The sequence below is a fragment of the Thalassotalea sp. G20_0 genome, assembly GCF_017744175.1.
Taxonomy (GTDB): Bacteria; Pseudomonadota; Gammaproteobacteria; order Pseudomonadales; family Endozoicomonadaceae; genus Endozoicomonas.
This window is the reverse complement of record NZ_JAGHQV010000014.1, coordinates 86,264-102,954: the sequence shown is the minus strand read 5'-3', so window position 1 is coordinate 102,954 and position 16,691 is coordinate 86,264. Positions and strand designations below refer to the sequence as shown.

The 16,691-nt window shown below is 50.6% G+C and carries 18 protein-coding genes; 14 read left to right on the top strand and 4 right to left on the bottom strand.

Features of this window, described 5'->3' with window-relative positions; translation table 11 throughout:
• Window positions 1-24: 24 nt before the first annotated feature.
• Complete coding sequence (locus J7438_RS10735; protein WP_209276531.1) at window positions 25-606, bottom strand: Maf family protein; 582 nt, start codon at window positions 604-606, stop codon at window positions 25-27.
• A 177-nt stretch (window positions 607-783) separates the two neighbouring features.
• Between J7438_RS10735 and J7438_RS10730 the strand changes: the two genes are divergently transcribed.
• From J7438_RS10730 to plsX, 3 genes are read left to right on the top strand one after another with little or no spacing between them, the layout of a single operon-like run.
• Window positions 784-1,398: a YceD family protein gene (locus J7438_RS10730; protein ID WP_209276530.1), complete on the top strand. Its 615-nt coding sequence runs from the start codon at window positions 784-786 to the stop codon at window positions 1,396-1,398.
• 33 nt (window positions 1,399-1,431) lie between these two features.
• Window positions 1,432-1,614, top strand: a complete 183-nt coding sequence (rpmF, locus tag J7438_RS10725; RefSeq protein WP_209276529.1) for a 50S ribosomal protein L32 — start codon at window positions 1,432-1,434, stop codon at window positions 1,612-1,614.
• An 8-nt stretch (window positions 1,615-1,622) separates the two neighbouring features.
• Window positions 1,623-2,657 carry a phosphate acyltransferase PlsX gene (gene plsX, locus J7438_RS10720; RefSeq protein WP_209276552.1) on the top strand — a complete coding sequence of 345 codons (1,035 nt, stop codon included), beginning with the start codon at window positions 1,623-1,625 and terminating at the stop codon, window positions 2,655-2,657.
• Window positions 2,658-3,164: 507 nt separating this feature from the next.
• On the opposite strand, the gene J7438_RS10715 is transcribed toward plsX, so the two are convergent.
• A complete protein-coding gene (locus J7438_RS10715) occupies window positions 3,165-3,800 on the bottom strand; it encodes a hypothetical protein (protein ID WP_209276528.1) in 636 nt (211 codons plus the stop codon).
• Between the two features lie 823 nt (window positions 3,801-4,623).
• Between J7438_RS10715 and fabD the strand changes: the two genes are divergently transcribed.
• From fabD to J7438_RS10670, 9 genes are all read left to right on the top strand, one after another.
• The gene (fabD, locus tag J7438_RS10710; protein ID WP_209200862.1) at window positions 4,624-5,562 is read left to right on the top strand and encodes an ACP S-malonyltransferase; all 939 of its coding nucleotides are present in this window, start codon (window positions 4,624-4,626) and stop codon (window positions 5,560-5,562) included.
• A 14-nt stretch (window positions 5,563-5,576) separates the two neighbouring features.
• Window positions 5,577-6,359 carry a 3-oxoacyl-ACP reductase FabG gene (fabG, locus tag J7438_RS10705; protein WP_209276527.1) on the top strand — a complete coding sequence of 261 codons (783 nt, stop codon included), beginning with the start codon at window positions 5,577-5,579 and terminating at the stop codon, window positions 6,357-6,359.
• Between the two features lie 223 nt (window positions 6,360-6,582).
• Window positions 6,583-6,816 (top strand): acyl carrier protein, encoded by a 234-nt coding sequence (acpP, locus tag J7438_RS10700; RefSeq protein ID WP_020582918.1) that lies wholly within the window; start codon window positions 6,583-6,585, stop codon window positions 6,814-6,816.
• Between the two features lie 323 nt (window positions 6,817-7,139).
• Window positions 7,140-8,381, top strand: a complete 1,242-nt coding sequence (gene fabF, locus J7438_RS10695; RefSeq protein WP_209276526.1) for a beta-ketoacyl-ACP synthase II — start codon at window positions 7,140-7,142, stop codon at window positions 8,379-8,381.
• A gap of 24 nt (window positions 8,382-8,405) precedes the next feature.
• On the top strand, window positions 8,406-9,230 hold the full coding sequence (gene pabC, locus J7438_RS10690) for an aminodeoxychorismate lyase (protein WP_209200865.1): 825 nt from the start codon (window positions 8,406-8,408) through the stop codon (window positions 9,228-9,230).
• The gene (gene mltG / locus J7438_RS10685; protein ID WP_209276525.1) at window positions 9,223-10,278 is read left to right on the top strand and encodes an endolytic transglycosylase MltG; all 1,056 of its coding nucleotides are present in this window, start codon (window positions 9,223-9,225) and stop codon (window positions 10,276-10,278) included. The genes pabC and mltG overlap by 8 nt, the downstream gene beginning before the upstream one ends.
• Window positions 10,279-10,310: 32 nt before the next feature.
• A complete protein-coding gene (gene tmk / locus J7438_RS10680; protein ID WP_209276551.1) occupies window positions 10,311-10,949 on the top strand; it encodes a dTMP kinase in 639 nt (212 codons plus the stop codon).
• A 30-nt stretch (window positions 10,950-10,979) separates the two neighbouring features.
• The gene (locus tag J7438_RS10675; protein WP_209276524.1) at window positions 10,980-11,999 is read left to right on the top strand and encodes a DNA polymerase III subunit delta'; all 1,020 of its coding nucleotides are present in this window, start codon (window positions 10,980-10,982) and stop codon (window positions 11,997-11,999) included.
• 54 nt (window positions 12,000-12,053) lie between these two features.
• Window positions 12,054-12,395 carry a PilZ domain-containing protein gene (locus J7438_RS10670; protein ID WP_209276523.1) on the top strand — a complete coding sequence of 114 codons (342 nt, stop codon included), beginning with the start codon at window positions 12,054-12,056 and terminating at the stop codon, window positions 12,393-12,395.
• Window positions 12,396-12,466: 71 nt separating this feature from the next.
• Here the strand turns inward: J7438_RS10670 and J7438_RS10665 are convergent, their stop codons facing one another.
• The gene (locus J7438_RS10665; RefSeq protein ID WP_209276522.1) at window positions 12,467-13,606 is read right to left on the bottom strand and encodes a multidrug effflux MFS transporter; all 1,140 of its coding nucleotides are present in this window, start codon (window positions 13,604-13,606) and stop codon (window positions 12,467-12,469) included.
• 227 nt (window positions 13,607-13,833) lie between these two features.
• On the opposite strand from J7438_RS10665, the gene J7438_RS10660 reads away from it, so the two are divergent.
• On the top strand, window positions 13,834-14,616 hold the full coding sequence (locus tag J7438_RS10660; protein ID WP_209200871.1) for a TatD family hydrolase: 783 nt from the start codon (window positions 13,834-13,836) through the stop codon (window positions 14,614-14,616).
• Window positions 14,617-15,095: 479 nt separating this feature from the next.
• Here the strand turns inward: J7438_RS10660 and J7438_RS10655 are convergent, their stop codons facing one another.
• Window positions 15,096-15,245: a hypothetical protein gene (locus J7438_RS10655; protein WP_209276521.1), complete on the bottom strand. Its 150-nt coding sequence runs from the start codon at window positions 15,243-15,245 to the stop codon at window positions 15,096-15,098.
• A gap of 85 nt (window positions 15,246-15,330) precedes the next feature.
• Between J7438_RS10655 and J7438_RS10650 the strand changes: the two genes are divergently transcribed.
• Entirely contained in the window at window positions 15,331-16,668 is a 1,338-nt protein-coding gene (locus J7438_RS10650) for a Na(+)-translocating NADH-quinone reductase subunit A (protein WP_209276520.1), read from the top strand.
• Window positions 16,669-16,691 lie beyond the last annotated feature (23 nt).

Below are 16,691 nucleotides of genomic sequence, written 5' to 3'. Positions count from 1 at the left end.
TGTGCAAGACCCGGTGTATTTACCCTATCTGCCCAAAGGGTAAACCCCTTCATTCATCAGCATGGTGGTCAGGGTGATCAGTGGCAGTCCAACCAGACTGTCAGGATCATCGCCAGCCATTTTCTCGAACAGAGTGATGCCCAGTCCTTCACATTTGAAGCTGCCAGCACAGTCCAGTGGACTCTCTGCATCTATATAGGTGGCAATCTGTGTGCTGGACAGGGTTCGGAACCAGACGGTGTAATCCACACAGGTCAGCTGATGCTCTGCTGTAGCGGTGTTCAGCAGGCAAAGTCCGGTGTGGAAAACCACCTGTCTGCCGCTGCAGCCGGACAGCTGTTGAATGGCTTGTTCCCTGGTTCCGGGTTTGCCCAGAATCCTGTTGTCCAGTGCGGCACTCTGGTCGGAGGCAATAATCAGGGTATCCGGATGCTGGTCGGCCAGTATCAGGGCCTTTTCCCGGGAAAGCCTGATGGCCAGCTCCCTGGCGCTCTCTGTGGGTTCAGGGGTTTCGTCAATGTCCGGTGAGGCCTGGCTGAAGGTCAGGTTGAGTCGTTCAAGCAGGCTTTTTCGATAGGGTGAGCCTGAGGCTAGCAATATATTCATCGTTTTATGATGTGCAGGTGGTGCGGGCAAAGGTTCGGATAGTCGAGCACAGTATGCATGGTTACGAATTTTTGTAAAACACGCCTGCGCCATCCGGCAGCAGGTTGTGAAAAATACAGTCTTCAGGCATGTTATTCATGAAATAGTTGAAATTCTGATAAACCTCACCCGAAAAGGATGTTTGACAGCAAAGGGGCATCGCCCTATGATTGCGCGCTTATGTTATCAGGCCAATTACCAAAAACCGTTGATCCGCGGAAACTCGCGCGTCAGGGGTTACAGTTTGAAGGTTCGCTGGCGCTTAAACAGTTTGATCGACTGGTGGCCAGTCTCGCTGACGATCAGGGCGAGGTGAAGGTCTTTCTTCATTTCTATATGAGCGAAGATCACCGAGTGGTTCTTGAGGGGCATGTTGAGGCGAATCTTAAAATGATTTGTCAGCGCTGCCTTGATGTAGCAGAACTTCCCGTGCGTTCAGACCTCAACCTGATGGGTGTATTGACCGATGAGCAGGCCCGGTCCCTGCCGGAGGGTTATGAACCCCTGATGCTCCAGGAGGAGCCGATGGAGTTAGTGCCCCTGCTGGAGGAAGAGCTTCTGTTGAGCCTTCCTATCGTGGCTTATCATCCGCCTGAAGCCTGCCAGGTTCAGCAGAACTTTACTACTGAATCTGATGAAGAGGCTGAGGCTTCCGCTGCCCGGGCAGCGGAAGAGAAAAAGCGTCGTAACCCGTTCAGTGTTCTGGCTAGTCTGAAAGCTGATCAGGATAAAAGTACTACCGAACCCAAATAGAGTTCCAGGCAAAGAATTTAGGAGAGTTGACACATGGCTGTTCAGCAAAACCGTAAAACCCGTTCCAAGCGTGACATGCGCCGTTCCCACGACAGTCTGACTGCATCTCAGCTGTCTGTTGATGCGACTTCCGGCGAAACTCATCGTCGTCATCACATGACCGCTGACGGTTTCTACCGTGGCCGCAAAGTGCTTGAAGGTAAAGTCGGCGAGTGAGCCGTACCATGCCAGGACGGTCAGCAGCTCCAGGAAGGAAAATAGCGCTTGATATTATGAGCGGGGACGAAAGTCCCCGTTCTCGTATCCGGGCTGCCCTCCGAGCCTTGGATGCTTATCCGGGTCTTCATCTTTCCCTGGTGGGTGATCAGCAACTGATTACCGGTCATCTCTCTTCTACTGCTTTCGATCAGTCCCGTCTTACGGTTATTCATGCTGGAAAGACCATCGGTATGGATGAAAAACCCTCTTTTGCCCTGAGATCCAAAGAAGACAGCTCCATGTGGGTTGCCCTTGAGCAGGTGGCTGGTGGCCGTGCGGCTGCCTGCGTCAGTTCGGGGAATACGGGTGCCCTGATGGCTATGGGGCGATTTGCCCTGAAGACCTTTGTGGGTATTGACCGTCCTGCCATTGCGGGGGCTATTCCCTGTGCCGGTGGCAGTGTTCTGCTGCTGGATATGGGGGCTAATGTTGACTGTTCAGCCAACAGTCTTTACCAGTTTGCTGTGATGGGGTCTTTGCTGGTCGCTACTGTCAGAGGTATCACTGCTCCGAGGGTAGGGTTGCTGAACGTCGGCACTGAGGATATCAAAGGGAATGAACAGGTAAAGCTGGCAAATCGGCTATTGAAAGACGATGGTCGTCTGAACTACATCGGCTATATCGAAGGGAATGATGTGTTTGCCGGTGGCGCGGATGTGGTGGTCTGCGACGGTTTTGTTGGCAATATTGCCCTGAAAACCGGAGAGGGGGTTGCCGGTTTAATTAGTGACAGCCTGGTTGCCGCTTTTCAGCAGACGCTTTGGCGTCGGTTTCTCTCTCTGCTGATTGCGCCGGTCATGCGTAAAATCTATAAAAGCATTGATCCGGTAGTATACAACGGTGCCAGTTTTCTCGGGCTGCAGGGGATTGTGGTCAAAAGTCACGGTCACTCCGATGAAGAAGGTTTTTTCCGTGCTATCGGCGAGGCCGTCAGGGAAGTGGACAGCGATGTTCCCGGGCGGTTGGCAGAAGAGATAGAGTTAATGCTGGGAGGGGAGTAAGGGTATCGTTCAGTGATACCCCGCACGGATTAACAAGCGAGGGAGGGCGGTAACTCCCATCCCACAGATATTTCACTCAATAAATTCTTTGTACTCCTGCTTTAGCATTTCCATGCCCACAGCCTTCCAACTGTCGTCGGTGATCTTCCCCTTTAATGCGTAGAGGCTAACCCGTGCTACCTGGTTGATCAGCTCATTTTTCAGCTCAGGATCAATAGGTGCATGGTCAAATACCCGGGAGAACTGTTTGGCAACAAATGACTTGATCGTTGAGTAACTACTGATGATGCTGGCAATCCGTTCGTGCTGGTATTTAAGTTGCCAAGCAAAGATTATTGCGGCTGTCCTGCTTAACTTACGGCTAAGGCTCTACCGCTAATAATGATCAATGACAACTCTAAACCAGAAACTGTACGGGATTTGCAGGTAATGGTATCAATAATATTTTGTGTTAATTATTCTGTGTTTATAATCATTTTTGGTTCTTTTATGTTTTGGAAAGTTTAATCAGGTTGACTGCTGATCTGGATTTTTTCCGTTGCCTGGCACAGGGGGATTATCTTTGCCATGAAGAGCAGACATCAGGCAATCTAACAATTGATCTTCTGTTAATTCTCCCGAATTTGGATGATCAGCCACAGCCTGATCAAACTGATCAAACAAGTAACGTTCTTCAGGATACTTTTCCCTGTCATCAAGTTCTTTCGCCTTATAAATTGCTCTTTTTGCGGAACCATCACCATGATAATGATCGTAAGATTGAGTATTCAGATTATTTCCAGTGATATTTATTTCCAGCGGTTTATTATCAAGATAACCAAACGACAATGGTAGATTTTTGCTTTGGGCATTTTGTATGTGTTGTTCAGCAATTTTAATGTCCATCTCCGGGAGTAATTTCATCGCCATCAATATTGCAGGATTTTTTATCTTGGTAAATGCAACTCCTTCTCCTTTCGCATTATCCCATAAACACTTTAGTACCAATGGTTTGCTGAGTTTTGAAATACTGACTTGATGCTGACCAAAAAATGCAGAAACGCCTTGAGAACCATTAGTTGATGACTTCTGCGCAGCAGAAAGAACATGTGATTTCCCGGGGATATTAGAAGCACGGGAAAAAACTGAGTTGACAGGGTACATGGTTATAATCCTTTTTTTAGTCCGAATATTTTATGAAAGAAGATAAAGTACTATCCAATTGACTGAAATAATTGGATCGGCTAAAAAAAACGCTTCGGAAGAAGCAGGCCAGAACTTGCAACGCCCGAAACTGCACAAGCATAGCTTAGTTTTTACCCTTCAAATGAAAAAATATTCGGGCAGATTTCAACGGTGCAGAGCTGTCGTCTTATTTTGGAACTCTGCCTCTGCGCGAAACCATCCGGTAAACCGGCCTCATTGACGGGATGACTGATGCCATTAACGACAGAAATCATCTATCCTGCATTGACCATACAATGAAAGCGTATTTGGGGGGGCGCATAAGTAGTTAACCAAATGTAATCATATTTTCTGACTAAGCGAACAGTCGCTCCAGGCAATAGCTCCTGCATCCATGCAGTCGTGTAGCATCGCAACTCCGGTCACACAGCTACGGCTATGCTCCCTGCGGTGTGCCTTGCGTAGTAACTGCCCACGTGGTCAGAAATATACGGTTACAATTGGTCAACTGCTTAATCCAACCGAATCGAAGGGGTATAGACGGTTAATCACAGAGTTTGTTTGCTGCCAGGCAGGAAAGAATATGAATCATTTTTCGGTTCTTTTTTGTTATTGGAAACATAAATTTACTTACCTTGTTGTCTATTTTTCCTATAATTGCCCCGGTTTTTTACTGGGAAGCGTATCTGGCTTCCGGGATGACTGCATTAACTGGCGTAGTTGTACCGGGAGGTTCGCTTCGTATTCAATTGAATTTCAGGCCTCTCGGTAACAAGAGAGCTAAGCGAAAGAGCGGGTTGCAATGACGGATAAGCTTGCTTTTGTCTTTCCAGGACAAGGGTCCCAACAGGTTGGCATGATCGCTGACTATCTTTCAGAGCCAGTGGTGCAGGCAACGTTTGCTGAAGCCGCCGGGGTGCTTGGTTTTGATCTCCTGAATATGGTTTCTGAAGGGCCTGCTGAGGCGTTAAATCAGACGGAGAATACCCAGCCTGCATTGCTGGTATCCAGTGTGGCTCTCTGGCGTCTCTGGTGTGAGCGTCAGGGTGAGGCACCGTCGATGATGGCCGGGCATAGCCTGGGTGAGTATTCGGCCCTGGTGTGTGCCGGTGCGATGAATTTTACGGATGCCGTCAGCCTGGTTCGCCTGCGTGGACTGTTCATGCAGGAGGCGGTTGCCTCCGGTGCAGGAGCCATGGCTGCTATTATTGGCCTTGATGATGCAGATGTGGTTGCTGCCTGTGAGAAGGCGGCAGGTGATGAAGTGGTCGAGGCGGTCAATTTCAATGCTCCCGGTCAGGTGGTGATTGCCGGTCAGGTTGCCGCAGTTAAACGTGCCATTGAGTGTGCAAAAGAAGCGGGTGCCAAGAGGGCGATTGAGCTGCCAGTCAGTGTTCCTTCCCATTGTGCCTTGATGAAGCCTGCTGCAGAGCGCCTCCAGAAAGCGTTGGACGGTATTGAGTTGATTGAGCCGGTGATTCCGGTGGTGCAGAATGTTTCTGCTAATGTCTGTTCTGATCCGGCTCAGCTTAAGGCGAACCTGGTTGCTCAGCTGTACAGTCCGGTACGCTGGGTTGAGTCTGTGGAAACCATGATGGCCGCTGGTGTTGGCCGGTTTGCTGAATGTGGCCCCGGTAAAGTACTGGCTGGACTGAATAAACGTATTGCGCGACGTGCGCCCATTGCTACGCTGGAGTCTGCTGACGCTATGGCTCAGATGCTGGCAGAAGCTAACCAATAAGGAACAGGCGGGAAATGACTGCTGAAAGAGAGCTGGAACGGCCTATTGCAGGAGATGGTCTGAAGGGGAAGGTTGCCCTGGTTACCGGTGCCAGTCGTGGTATTGGCAAAGCCATAGCGCTTGCCCTGGGGAAGGCCGGAGCCATCGTGATTGGCACGGCAACGTCTGAGTCCGGTGCGGCGGCCATTACTGACGCTTTGCAGGCGGAGGGTATTCAAGGTCAGGGCATGGCACTGAACGTAACCTCAGCGGAAGAATGTCAGGCAGTGCTCAAGGCGGTCAGCGCAGAATATGGCGCACCGTTGATTCTGATCAACAATGCCGGCATTACCCGTGATAATATCCTGATGCGCATGAAGGAGGATGAGTGGGATGACGTTATTGATACTAATCTCAGTTCCATCTTCCGGATGAGTAAGGCTGTCCTGCGTGGTATGACTAAAGCACGCTGGGGGCGGATAGTGAATATCAGTTCTGTTGTTGGTTCCATGGGTAACCAGGGGCAGGCAAATTACGCGGCAGCCAAGGCCGGTATCGAAGGTTTCACCCGGGCGATGGCCCGTGAAGTCGGCTCAAGAAGCATTACCGTGAACACCGTTGCTCCGGGCTTTATCGAAACCGATATGACCAGGGCGCTGCCTGAAGACCAGCAGTCCTCCCTGCTTGGCCAGATTCCCCTGGCCCGGTTGGGTCAGCCGGAAGAAATTGCCGCTGCTGTTGCATTTCTGGTCAGTGAGCCTGCCGGGTATATCACTGGTGAGACCTTGCATGTCAATGGCGGCATGTACATGAATTAATCCTCCTTTGCCTGAACCTTTAGTGCTTTGGCAGTAGTGAGCAGGGCGAGGCAAACCCTGTTCTAATGGGTTGGGTTTTGGGGTTTTGTTAAATCTGTTGTCAATTTGCGTGGATAGTCACTGGTTTTCCATGAACTGGCTTGAAATTCCCATAATTGACCATATAAACTAGTTCACCTGTAGCCTCAGGCTGCACCGAATATCGATAGGAGCACAACAAGGTATGAGCACCATTGAAGAGCGCGTTAAGAAGATTGTTTGCGAACAGCTTGGCGTGAAGGAAGACGAAGTCACTAACAGTGCGTCATTCGTAGAGGATCTTGGCGCGGACTCTCTGGACACTGTTGAGTTGGTGATGGCGTTGGAAGAGGAATTCGAAACCGAGATTCCTGATGAAGAGGCTGAGAAAATCACCACTGTTCAGGAAGCAATTGACTACGTTGTTGCACACTCCTGATTCTGCCTTGATTTGCACAACTGTATCTTTGTGACACGCTTTTTCGATACTGATTCTTTAGCGAAAGTATCTTCAAAAAGTGTGTCACTCGAAAGCCGCATGACGATGGTCTGCGGCTTTTGTTGTTTATGGCAGTCTGCTGGCTATCGCTGTAAAAGCTGGCTGCATGATGACGATTATCATCGTGTTGTTGTCGTTTTTTCATAGTCAGGCTGCTGTGGCGATGCTTTGATGTGAATGACGGTTCATTAAATCTGTACGACAGGTCAGCAGGAGAGTCAGTCTTGTCGGAAGAAAAAAATACAGAATGGTTATCGCAGCGAATGCGTAGAAGGGTTGTTGCAACAGGCATGGGGGCAATAACCCCGGTGGGCAATAATGTCCATGACAGCTGGTCTGCTCTGTTGGCGGGACGCAGTGGTATTGAGGCGATCTCCCACCTTGATACGGAAGGTTTCAGTGTGTCTATCTGTGGCGCGGTCAAAGGTTTTGATCCTGACGGTGTTATCGATAAGAAAGATGCCCGTAAAATGGATGTCTTTATTCAGTACGGTGTGGCTGCTGCTGCCGAGGCCATGGCTGACTCCGGTCTGGTGATTGATGATCACCGTGCGCACCGATATGGTGTGGCGATCGGCTCGGGTATTGGTGGTTTGACGTCTATTGAGCAGAACCACTCCACGTTGCTGAACAGCGGCCCCCGTCGAATATCCCCATTTTTTATTCCCGCTGCCATCGTCAATATGGCGGCGGGCTGGGTTTCCATGAAATACAATCTTCAGGGACCCAACTTTGCCACCTCTACAGCCTGCGCTACCGGCAGCCATGCCATTGCCCTTGCCGCGAGAACCATTGCTTATGGTGATGCCGATCTGATGGTGGCTGGTGGTGCCGAAAAAGGTTCGTCAGCGCTGGGCATGACCGGTTTTGCTGCGGCCCGAGCGCTTTCTACCCGTAACCATGAGCCTGAAAAAGCCAGCCGCCCGTGGGATGCGGATCGTGACGGTTTTGTCCTGGGCGATGGTGCCGGTATTCTGGTACTGGAAGAGTACGAGCATGCGGTTAAACGTGGTGCCAGGATATACGCTGAGCTCAGTGGTGTTGGCATGAGTGGTGATGCCTGGCATATGACGTCACCGCCAGAAGATGGTCGTGGTGCTGCGCGTGCCATGATTTCAGCTCTTGAAGATGCCGGTCTGGTACCTGAAAATGTGTCGTATATTAATGCCCACGGCACGTCCACACCGGCAGGGGATGTGGCTGAAACACGGGCGATTCATAAGGTGTTTGGTACCCACGCCGCGCGTCTGGCGGTCAGTTCAACCAAATCCATGACCGGCCATTTGCTGGGGGCTGCCGGGGCTGTGGAAGCGGTATTCAGTATCAAATCCCTGGTTGAAGGTGTGATTCCCCCGACCATCAACCTGGATCAGCCCGGCGAAGGCTGTGATCTTGATTATGTGCCGCACCATGCCAGAAAAATGCAGATGGATCATGTGCTCACCAACTCTTTTGGCTTTGGTGGTACCAATGTAACCCTGGCATTTTCCAAATTAGACAGATAGGGCCGGTTAAAGAGGGGGTTCCGGGTGAGTGAGTATCCAGTCTGGGTGAATGGAGTGCCTGAAAGTTTCCTGCCGGTTTCAGACCGTGGGCTGGCCTACGGGGATGGCTTATTTGAAACGGTTCGGGTTGCCGGTGGTAAGCCAACGCTGGCTGACTATCATTGGCGTCGCCTGCAACGTTCTTGCCAGCAGCTGGGTATTGCCGTGGATATTGAGCGATTGCTTGAAGAGGTGGATGCCTTTCTGTTGGATAACCGGGCCTTTGACGGTGTGCTGAAGGTTATGATCACCCGGGGCAGCGGTGGACGCGGCTATAATCCTGAGGGTTGTCTCTCTGTGCGTCGGATTCTGTCACTCCACCCGCTACCGTCAAGGTCCCGTGATCCCGGAGTGCATGGCGCACGGGTAAAGCTCTGTCAGATGCGTCTTGGGCGAAGTGCCCTGGCAGGGCTGAAGCATCTGAATCGTCTTGAGCAGGTGCTGGCCAGAAGTGAATGGCAGGGCGATGCTTACGACGAAGGTCTGCTGTGTGATTTTGAGGGCAACCTGGTTGAAGGCACCATGAGTAATCTGTTTATTGTGACTCATGAAGGTGACCTGGTGACTCCGGATCTGTCATTCCATGGTGTGGCCGGGGTTTGTCGCGAGTTTATCATTGAGTTTGCCCGTCATCGTGGGATGACGGTTAAAGAGCAGTCCGTACCCCGGGGTCTGGATGTTGCAGAAATCTTTCTCTGTAACAGTGTCAACGGTGTCTGGCCTGTGATTGAATACGAAGGAAGGGAGTGGGGGATTGGTCCCCTGACTAGCCAAATTCGAGATTGTGTACTGGAAGAATTCAATGCTTAGGAAGTTGCTGCTGACACTGTTCGGTGGTTTGCTGTTGGCTCTGTTGCTGGTCCTGGCGGGTCTTGCAGCTGGCTGGTATGGTCTGCGCTGGTATGGTGATCAGCAGGTTCCGGTGACCAGTGATGCCGGGTTTGTCATTGTTGCGGGTGACTCGCTGGGGCGTGTGGTGCAGCGGCTGGCGGCAGACCGGCTGATTCAATATCCTGATATGTTTAAGGTCTTTGCCAGGGTTAAGGGGGTTGCTGCTGACCTTCATGCCGGGGAATACCTGATTGCTCCCGGTACCACCTATCGACAGCTGTTGCAGAAGTTTGTTACTGGCGATGTCCGTTACTTCAGTGCGACCCTGGTGGAAGGCTGGACATTAAAAGAGTTGCTCATAGACTTGAACAGCCACCCGAAGCTGACCGCACCGGTAGAGCAGAAAAATCTGACAGAGGTGATGGGGGCGTTGCTAAGGGATGTACCGCAGACCGATAACCTGGAAGGGATGTTCTATGCGGATACCTACAGCTTTGAAGCAGGGACGCCGGTGGCGTCAATTCTGCAAAGAGCCCATCAAAGACTGCAATCCGTCCTTGCGGATGAGTGGGGTCAAAAGGCCGAAAACCTGCCCTATAAATCCTCCTATGAAGCCTTGATTATGGCGTCGATTATTGAGAAAGAGACAGGTGTGCCATCAGAGCGGCCTGATATTGCCGGTGTCTTTATCCGACGTCTGGAAAAAAGGATGCGACTGCAGACCGATCCGACCGTTATTTATGGTATGGGTGATCGTTATCAGGGTGAATTGAATCGTCGCATGCTGAGGGAGCGAACCGCCTATAACACTTATGTTATTCATGGTCTACCCCCAACCCCGATAGCGACGGTTGGGCGCGAGGCCATTCAGGCAGCACTGAATCCGTCCGATGGGGAAACGCTTTATTTTGTTGCCCGTGGCGATGGTACTCACCACTTTTCCAAAACACTGGCGGAACACAATCGGGCCGTAAGGAAGTATCAGATTACGGAACGGCGGAAAGATTATCGTTCTACGGTGCAATAGAAACACTGGTTATTGATGAAATTGAGAGATTGATGGGTTTTTTTCTGACGATTGAAGGCTGTGAAGGTGCCGGTAAAACCACCGCCAAAGGGGTTGTTCTGCAATGGTTAAAGGCTAATGGTCATGATGTTGTAGAAACCCGGGAGCCCGGTGGCACACCATTGGCTGAACAGCTGAGAAACCTGGTGCTTGTTGAGCACGAGGAGACGGTGACGGATACTACCGAACTGCTGATGGTCTTTGCGGCACGCAGCCAGAATCTCAGTCAGCGTGTTGAGCCGGCACTGGCTGAGGGCAAGGTGGTGGTTTGTGACCGGTTTACCGATGCAACTTATGCCTATCAGGGTGGCGGTCGTGGTATCGATGAGCAGCGTATCGCGGTGCTGGAGCAGCTGGTACAGGGGGATCGCAGGCCCGATATGACGTTGCTTCTGGATATTGAGCCGGAACTTGGCCTGGCAAGGGCGAAAGGTCGGGCTATTGAGCAGGGTGGGGCTCTGGATCGGATTGAGCAGGAAGCGATCGAGTTCTTTCACCGCGTTCGCAATGTCTATCTGGAAAGGGCTGAGCGTTTTCCCAATCAGTACGTTGTTATTGATGGCAGTCAGCCGATTCCAGAGGTTGAAACACACATCATCAAGGCTTTGCAGCGTCGGCTTGGGAGTCAATAGCTCCACGGCCAAGGATAAAGGTTGGATTAATTGAGTTCTGAATCAACTGATATGGTGAGTAACTTCTTGTCAAAGCCGTTACCCTGGCACGGGGCTCAGTGGCAACCACTGGTTCAGCGAATGCAGGCAGGCCTGCTTTCCCATGCCCTGTTGTTGAAGGGAGTGCCCGGGGTAGGTAAAGGTTATTTTGCCAGGGCTCTGGCCACTCGTGTGCTTTGTCATCAAAACAGTGGCGAGTACGCTTGTGGTCATTGTAAGAGCTGTGAGCTGGTCAAGGCGGGAACTCATCCTGATCTGCTGGTGGTTCAGCCTGAGTCGACAGGCAAGCCAATCAAGATTGACCAGATTCGTCAGGTCAATGAGTTTGCCCGTAAAACCGCCCAGCAGGGGGGGCGCAGGGTAATCATTATTAATCCGGCGGAAGCGATGAATGTTAATGCCGCCAATGCATTGCTGAAAAGTCTGGAAGAGCCCGGTGGTGATACCCTCTTTATTCTGGTCAGTGCCCGCTCCGGAGATATGTTGCCGACCATCCGCAGCCGTTGTCAGATGGTTTCTTTTGCTGTACCGGATATTGCGCAGGCAAAAGCCTGGTTATCGGATCATATTGCCGATCCTCTGGTGGTGGATCAGTTGTTGAGCCTTTCATCAGGTTCACCCATGATCGCCAGGGCAATGTTTGATCATGATACGCTGGCAGTTCGAGGACGTTTGTTCAATGCTATGCCCGAACTGTTTCGGGGGAATCTTACCCCCGTAGAGATGGCGAAAGAGTGGCATACGGGTAACCTGGTTGAACTGCTGGCCTGGATGGGCAGCTGGCTGGATGATGCTGTAAAACTGAAACTGGCGGCCGATGAAAGCTGTGTTCGGAATCGTGATTTGATGAGAATGCTGGACTATATGGCTAAAAAAGTGGAAGCGGCTGATCTGCTGGTATTGCGCGATAAAATCATGCTGCAGCGACAGCAGTTGCTTGAGGGCGCTAACCTGAACAGTCAGATGTTGATGGAAGGGGTGTTCAGCGATTATCTTGAGCTGGTGATATAAATCGGGTTCCTAACAGGTTGAATTTGAATTCAGGAAAAAAAGGAGAGGGTTGTCATGGGGAAAGGGATGCAGGGACTAATGTCTCTAACCATACGGGACACGGCATCACTCTATGAAGCGTATATGCCGTTTATCAGTGGCGGCGGGCTGTTTGTGCCAACCCACAAACATTACAACCTCGGGGATGACGTGTTTATTCGTCTGACGTTGATGGATGAGCCGGAGAAGATTCCTGTGCCGGGGAAGGTGGTTTGGGTTACGCCGATGGGGGCCCAGGGTGGCCGACAGGCAGGGATCGGTGTTCAATTTAATGATCCGACTGACAGTGTCCGCAGTAAAATTGAGAAGCACATTGCCGGTGCCTTGTCTTCAGACCGCCATACCAACACAATGTGAGCGGTCTTACGCAGGCGGCTCATATGATCCGCCCCGTTTTACAAGAGCCTGTTTCGTTGATTCATTAATCCTTATGTATGAAAATAATTTCGGCTTTGAGATAGCATCACCAGCGAAATTAAGATAGCGACTCCTGGCAAAACCAGACCAAGATCCTGGACAATGCCAGCCAGCATCAAACCACTTCCGATGATCAGATAATAAAGTAAGCCAAAAAGAGCTCCAGCGCTGCCGAGATTATCCTGATATTGCTGTAGTGCAGAGCTTATAACGTTAGGCATTGCAATACCAAAAGCCATGACGACCAGCAGCATTGGTATCAGGAACCAGATAGTGGTATTTAACAGATATACACCCAATGCACCGAATAGAAGGAAGCCATTAGCCAGCCATAATAATTTATGCTGACTAATATCTCTCTCCAGCAGTCTTTTATTTAAATAGCTGCCCAGCAAGGTGCCAATACTCAGGATTAAACCACTGTGGCCAAATTCCTCAGCACTGCGACCAAGTTGATGAAACGTGAAGCTGCCAAGCTGGTAATAAGAAAACAGAGCAACATTGTATAGTGCTACCAGCAGTGCTGAGTGCCATATATGTGAATCTGAATAGAGACGCCTGGCAAGCAACACAAGGTTTACCGATTTTATTCTTTCTGGTCGTGTTTCGGGAAGTTTCGCCCTATTCAGCACAAATAACAGGAATGCGGAGAAAGACAAAGCAGCAAAAACATACTGATAACCGCCCATTTGAGTAAGTTGCCCGCCAACAAACATGCCGATAATCGGACTTAGTGCAATTCCCATACTGACAAGGCTGAAAACTTTACTGAGTTCGACTCCGGTGAAGAGATCCCGCAACATGGTTTGTGTGATCACCGAACCCACAGCAATACCAAAAGCACTCATCGCTCTTGCAAACATTAATATGGTAAAGCTATCGGTTAACATTGCTGTGCAAGTTGCCAATCCATAAATCAATAGGCCGGCTAACATTGAAGGTCTTCTGCCCCATTTATCAGCCATGATTCCCCAAACCGCAACACCTATTGCGAAAGAAGAAAAATAAACAGAGAGAGTCTGGGCGGCCTGAACTGTACTCACTGAAAAAGCATTGGCAATAGATCCCAGCGCCGGGCTATAGATCGTTTCGACAATCTGTGGAAACATGATCATCAGTAGCAGAATCAATAATGTGGAGTTAACTTTCACAATTCAGTCTTGCCATTAAAAAAACGTGGGAAAAGCAGAAGTGGGTTTATGATATTCTAATGCCCTGACGCTTTAACAGTAAAAACGTATGCCGGGCCGTGAAGTTGCTTTTGTAATCGCTTCAGCATCTCCGTAGTCGTTTTTTTTTGGTATTGACATAAGGCTTGACAAACTGAGGTGAATTGAAAAGTTCAAACTTGTCAGGGTTGAGCTTTCAGGAGAGAAGAATGTTTATTGACTCCCATTGTCATCTCGATCGTTTGGATTTGAGTGCTTATGAGGGAAATCTTGACCTTGCAGTAGAGGCGGCCAGGGCGGCGGGTGTTGATCGTATGCTCTGTATTGGCATCGATCTGGCCAATGGCCCGGAGGTGGTATCACTGGCGGAGCGGTATGAGGATGTCTATGCCTCGGTTGGCGTTCATCCACTGGACTGCAAAGAGGTTGTGCCTGATATCGACGTCGTGCGCTCACTGGCCAACCATAAAAAAGTGGTTGCTATCGGTGAAACAGGGCTTGATTACTACTACGCCACCACCGAAGGAGCTCAGGCGGTTCAGCGACAGTCCTTTATTAATCATCTTGAACTGGCCGCAGAACTGGCGTTGCCGGTGGTGGTGCATACCCGCGATGCCCGGGAAGATACTCTGGACTTTCTCCGTGAATACGGTTCCAGGGAGTCTGCCGGGGTGCTGCACTGCTTTACCGAGTCTCTGGAGATGGCAAAAGCGGCATTGGACCTGAATTACTACATTTCCATATCGGGTATTGTGACCTTTCGGAATGCGTCTGCGTTGCGGGAGGTGGTTGACTATTTACCCATGGATCGCTTGCTGATTGAAACGGACTCTCCCTATCTGGCACCGGTCCCCCATCGGGGCAAGTCGAACGAACCCCGGTTCGTTGCCGATGTGGCACGATTCATTGCTGCTCTGAAAGGAGTGACACCTGAGGAGCTTGGAGAAAAAACTTCTGGCAATTTCTATCGGCTGTTCCGCCGGGCAGTCTGATTGGTAAGCAATGGTCGTGTAATTTAGTGCTATAAAGGAAAAATTATTTATCAGGCTTTGCATGATTGAAGGGTGAGTTTGCCGAGATTTCTCGCTGTTTTCTCTGCTGGGGAAGAGCGAGAAAAACTCTGGCGATTAGGGTATTTGTTGGTTATTTCTTATAGGCATTGGTAAAAATATCCTCTCTGCCAGTATGGCATATCACCTCCAGTCTCTTTATAATTGTCCCACCATTTTCATCGGTGATGTTGCGGATTTAGGCTCAGGTACGGAATTTCCGATCATGCTTCGACTAATTATAAAGAACTTAAGTTCTCCAATTACGACGCTTGTCTATCTGGATGCCCATCAGAATTCTGCTGACTTTCAGCGGAGTTTTTTCTGTGTCTGATCGGATTGCCAGACTGCTTTCCGGGAATATAGCTGCGCAGCAGTAACCTTGAAAAAGGGGGTGCACTACCGGCTTCTGCTGCCTGGCTCTAATGCCTCAGGGTTTCGCTTTGCCCGGCAGGTTTGCTCCCCCCTTTCTCAAGTTGTCTACTGAACATAATGTGCAGTGCCCCGGCCAGTGTTCTGGTTACCGGGAGTTTGGTTTTTGTGTTTTTCGTCAGGGAAGATTCAATGACCATGGCTTCCATAATTCGTTACGACAGTTCCGGATCACCGGAGAGACGGGTTACTCCTGACCTCAACTTGATTGATTAGGCGAAAGGTATGATCAAAATCAAACAGGGGCTGGATCTCCCGATCTCAGGATCGCCTGAACAAAGTATCTCGGAAGGCAGGGCAGTGCGTTCTGTCGCCGTGATTGGCTTTGATTACGTAGGTATGAAGCCTACGATGGCGGTTGCTGTGGGAGATCGAGTTAAAAAAGGGCAACTGCTCTTTACCGATAAAAAGACACCGGGTATCCGGTACACAGCATTGGCTGGCGGTACAGTTTCAGCAATTAATCGTGGTGAAAAACGGGTTTTGCAATCCGTGGTGATCGATGTCGATGGCCAGGAAGAAGAAGAGACCTTTACAGCCTTCAAGCCTGAAGAACTGGCGGGTCTGACCGCTGAACAGGTGGAAGCGCTGCTGAATGAATCCGGTCTCTGGACTGCACTGCGCACCCGTCCGTTCAGCAAGGTACCTGTATTGGGAACCCGTCCGGCGTCTATCTTTATCACGGCGATTGATACTCACCCGCTGGCTGCCAATCCGGAAGTGGTGATCAGGGAACAGGCCGAGGCTTTTGAACAGGGTATCAATATCCTGGGTAAACTCAGTGGTGGCAAGATCTTCCTGTGCAAGGCTCCAGGTGCCAATATTCCTGCGGGCATTGCCAACAGCGAAGAGTTTGCAGGTCCGCATCCTGCTGGTCTGCCAGGTACACACATCCACTTTCTGGACCCGGTTTCTGCCACCAAAACGGTTTGGCAGGTGGGCTATCAGGATGTTATTGCCGTCGGTAAACTGTTTACCACCGGTAAGCTGTTCACGGACCGTGTTGTCTCTCTGGCAGGGCCTCAGGTTGACAAGCCACGCCTGGTTCGTTCCCGCCTGGGTGCCTCTACCGATGAAATCACTGCCGGTGAACTGAAGCCAGCCAGCAACCGTATTATTTCTGGATCGGTATTTGGCGGTCGCACTGCCAACGGTCCATTTGCTTACCTGGGACGTTACCATAATCAGGTTTCCGTTCTGGAAGAGAGTGACGAGCGTCTGTTCCTGGGCTGGGTCAACCCAATGGTGGATCGCTTCTCCATTCTGCGCGTTATGACCTCCGGCCTGAGCAAGAGCCGCCTGTTCAACTTCACCACAACGACAAACGGTGGTGAGCGTGCGATGGTACCCGTAGGCAACTACGAGCAGATGATGCCTCTGGATATTCTGGCGACTCAGCTGCTTCGTGCCATTATTGTCGGCGACACCGAGACCGCTCAGAAACTGGGTGCCCTTGAGCTGGAAGAAGAAGACCTGGCTCTCTGCACATTCGTTTGTGCGGGTAAGTATGAGTACGGCCCCCTGCTGCGTGACAACCTGACCCGTATTGAGCTGGAGGGGTAATCAGTGAAGCCATTAAGAAATCT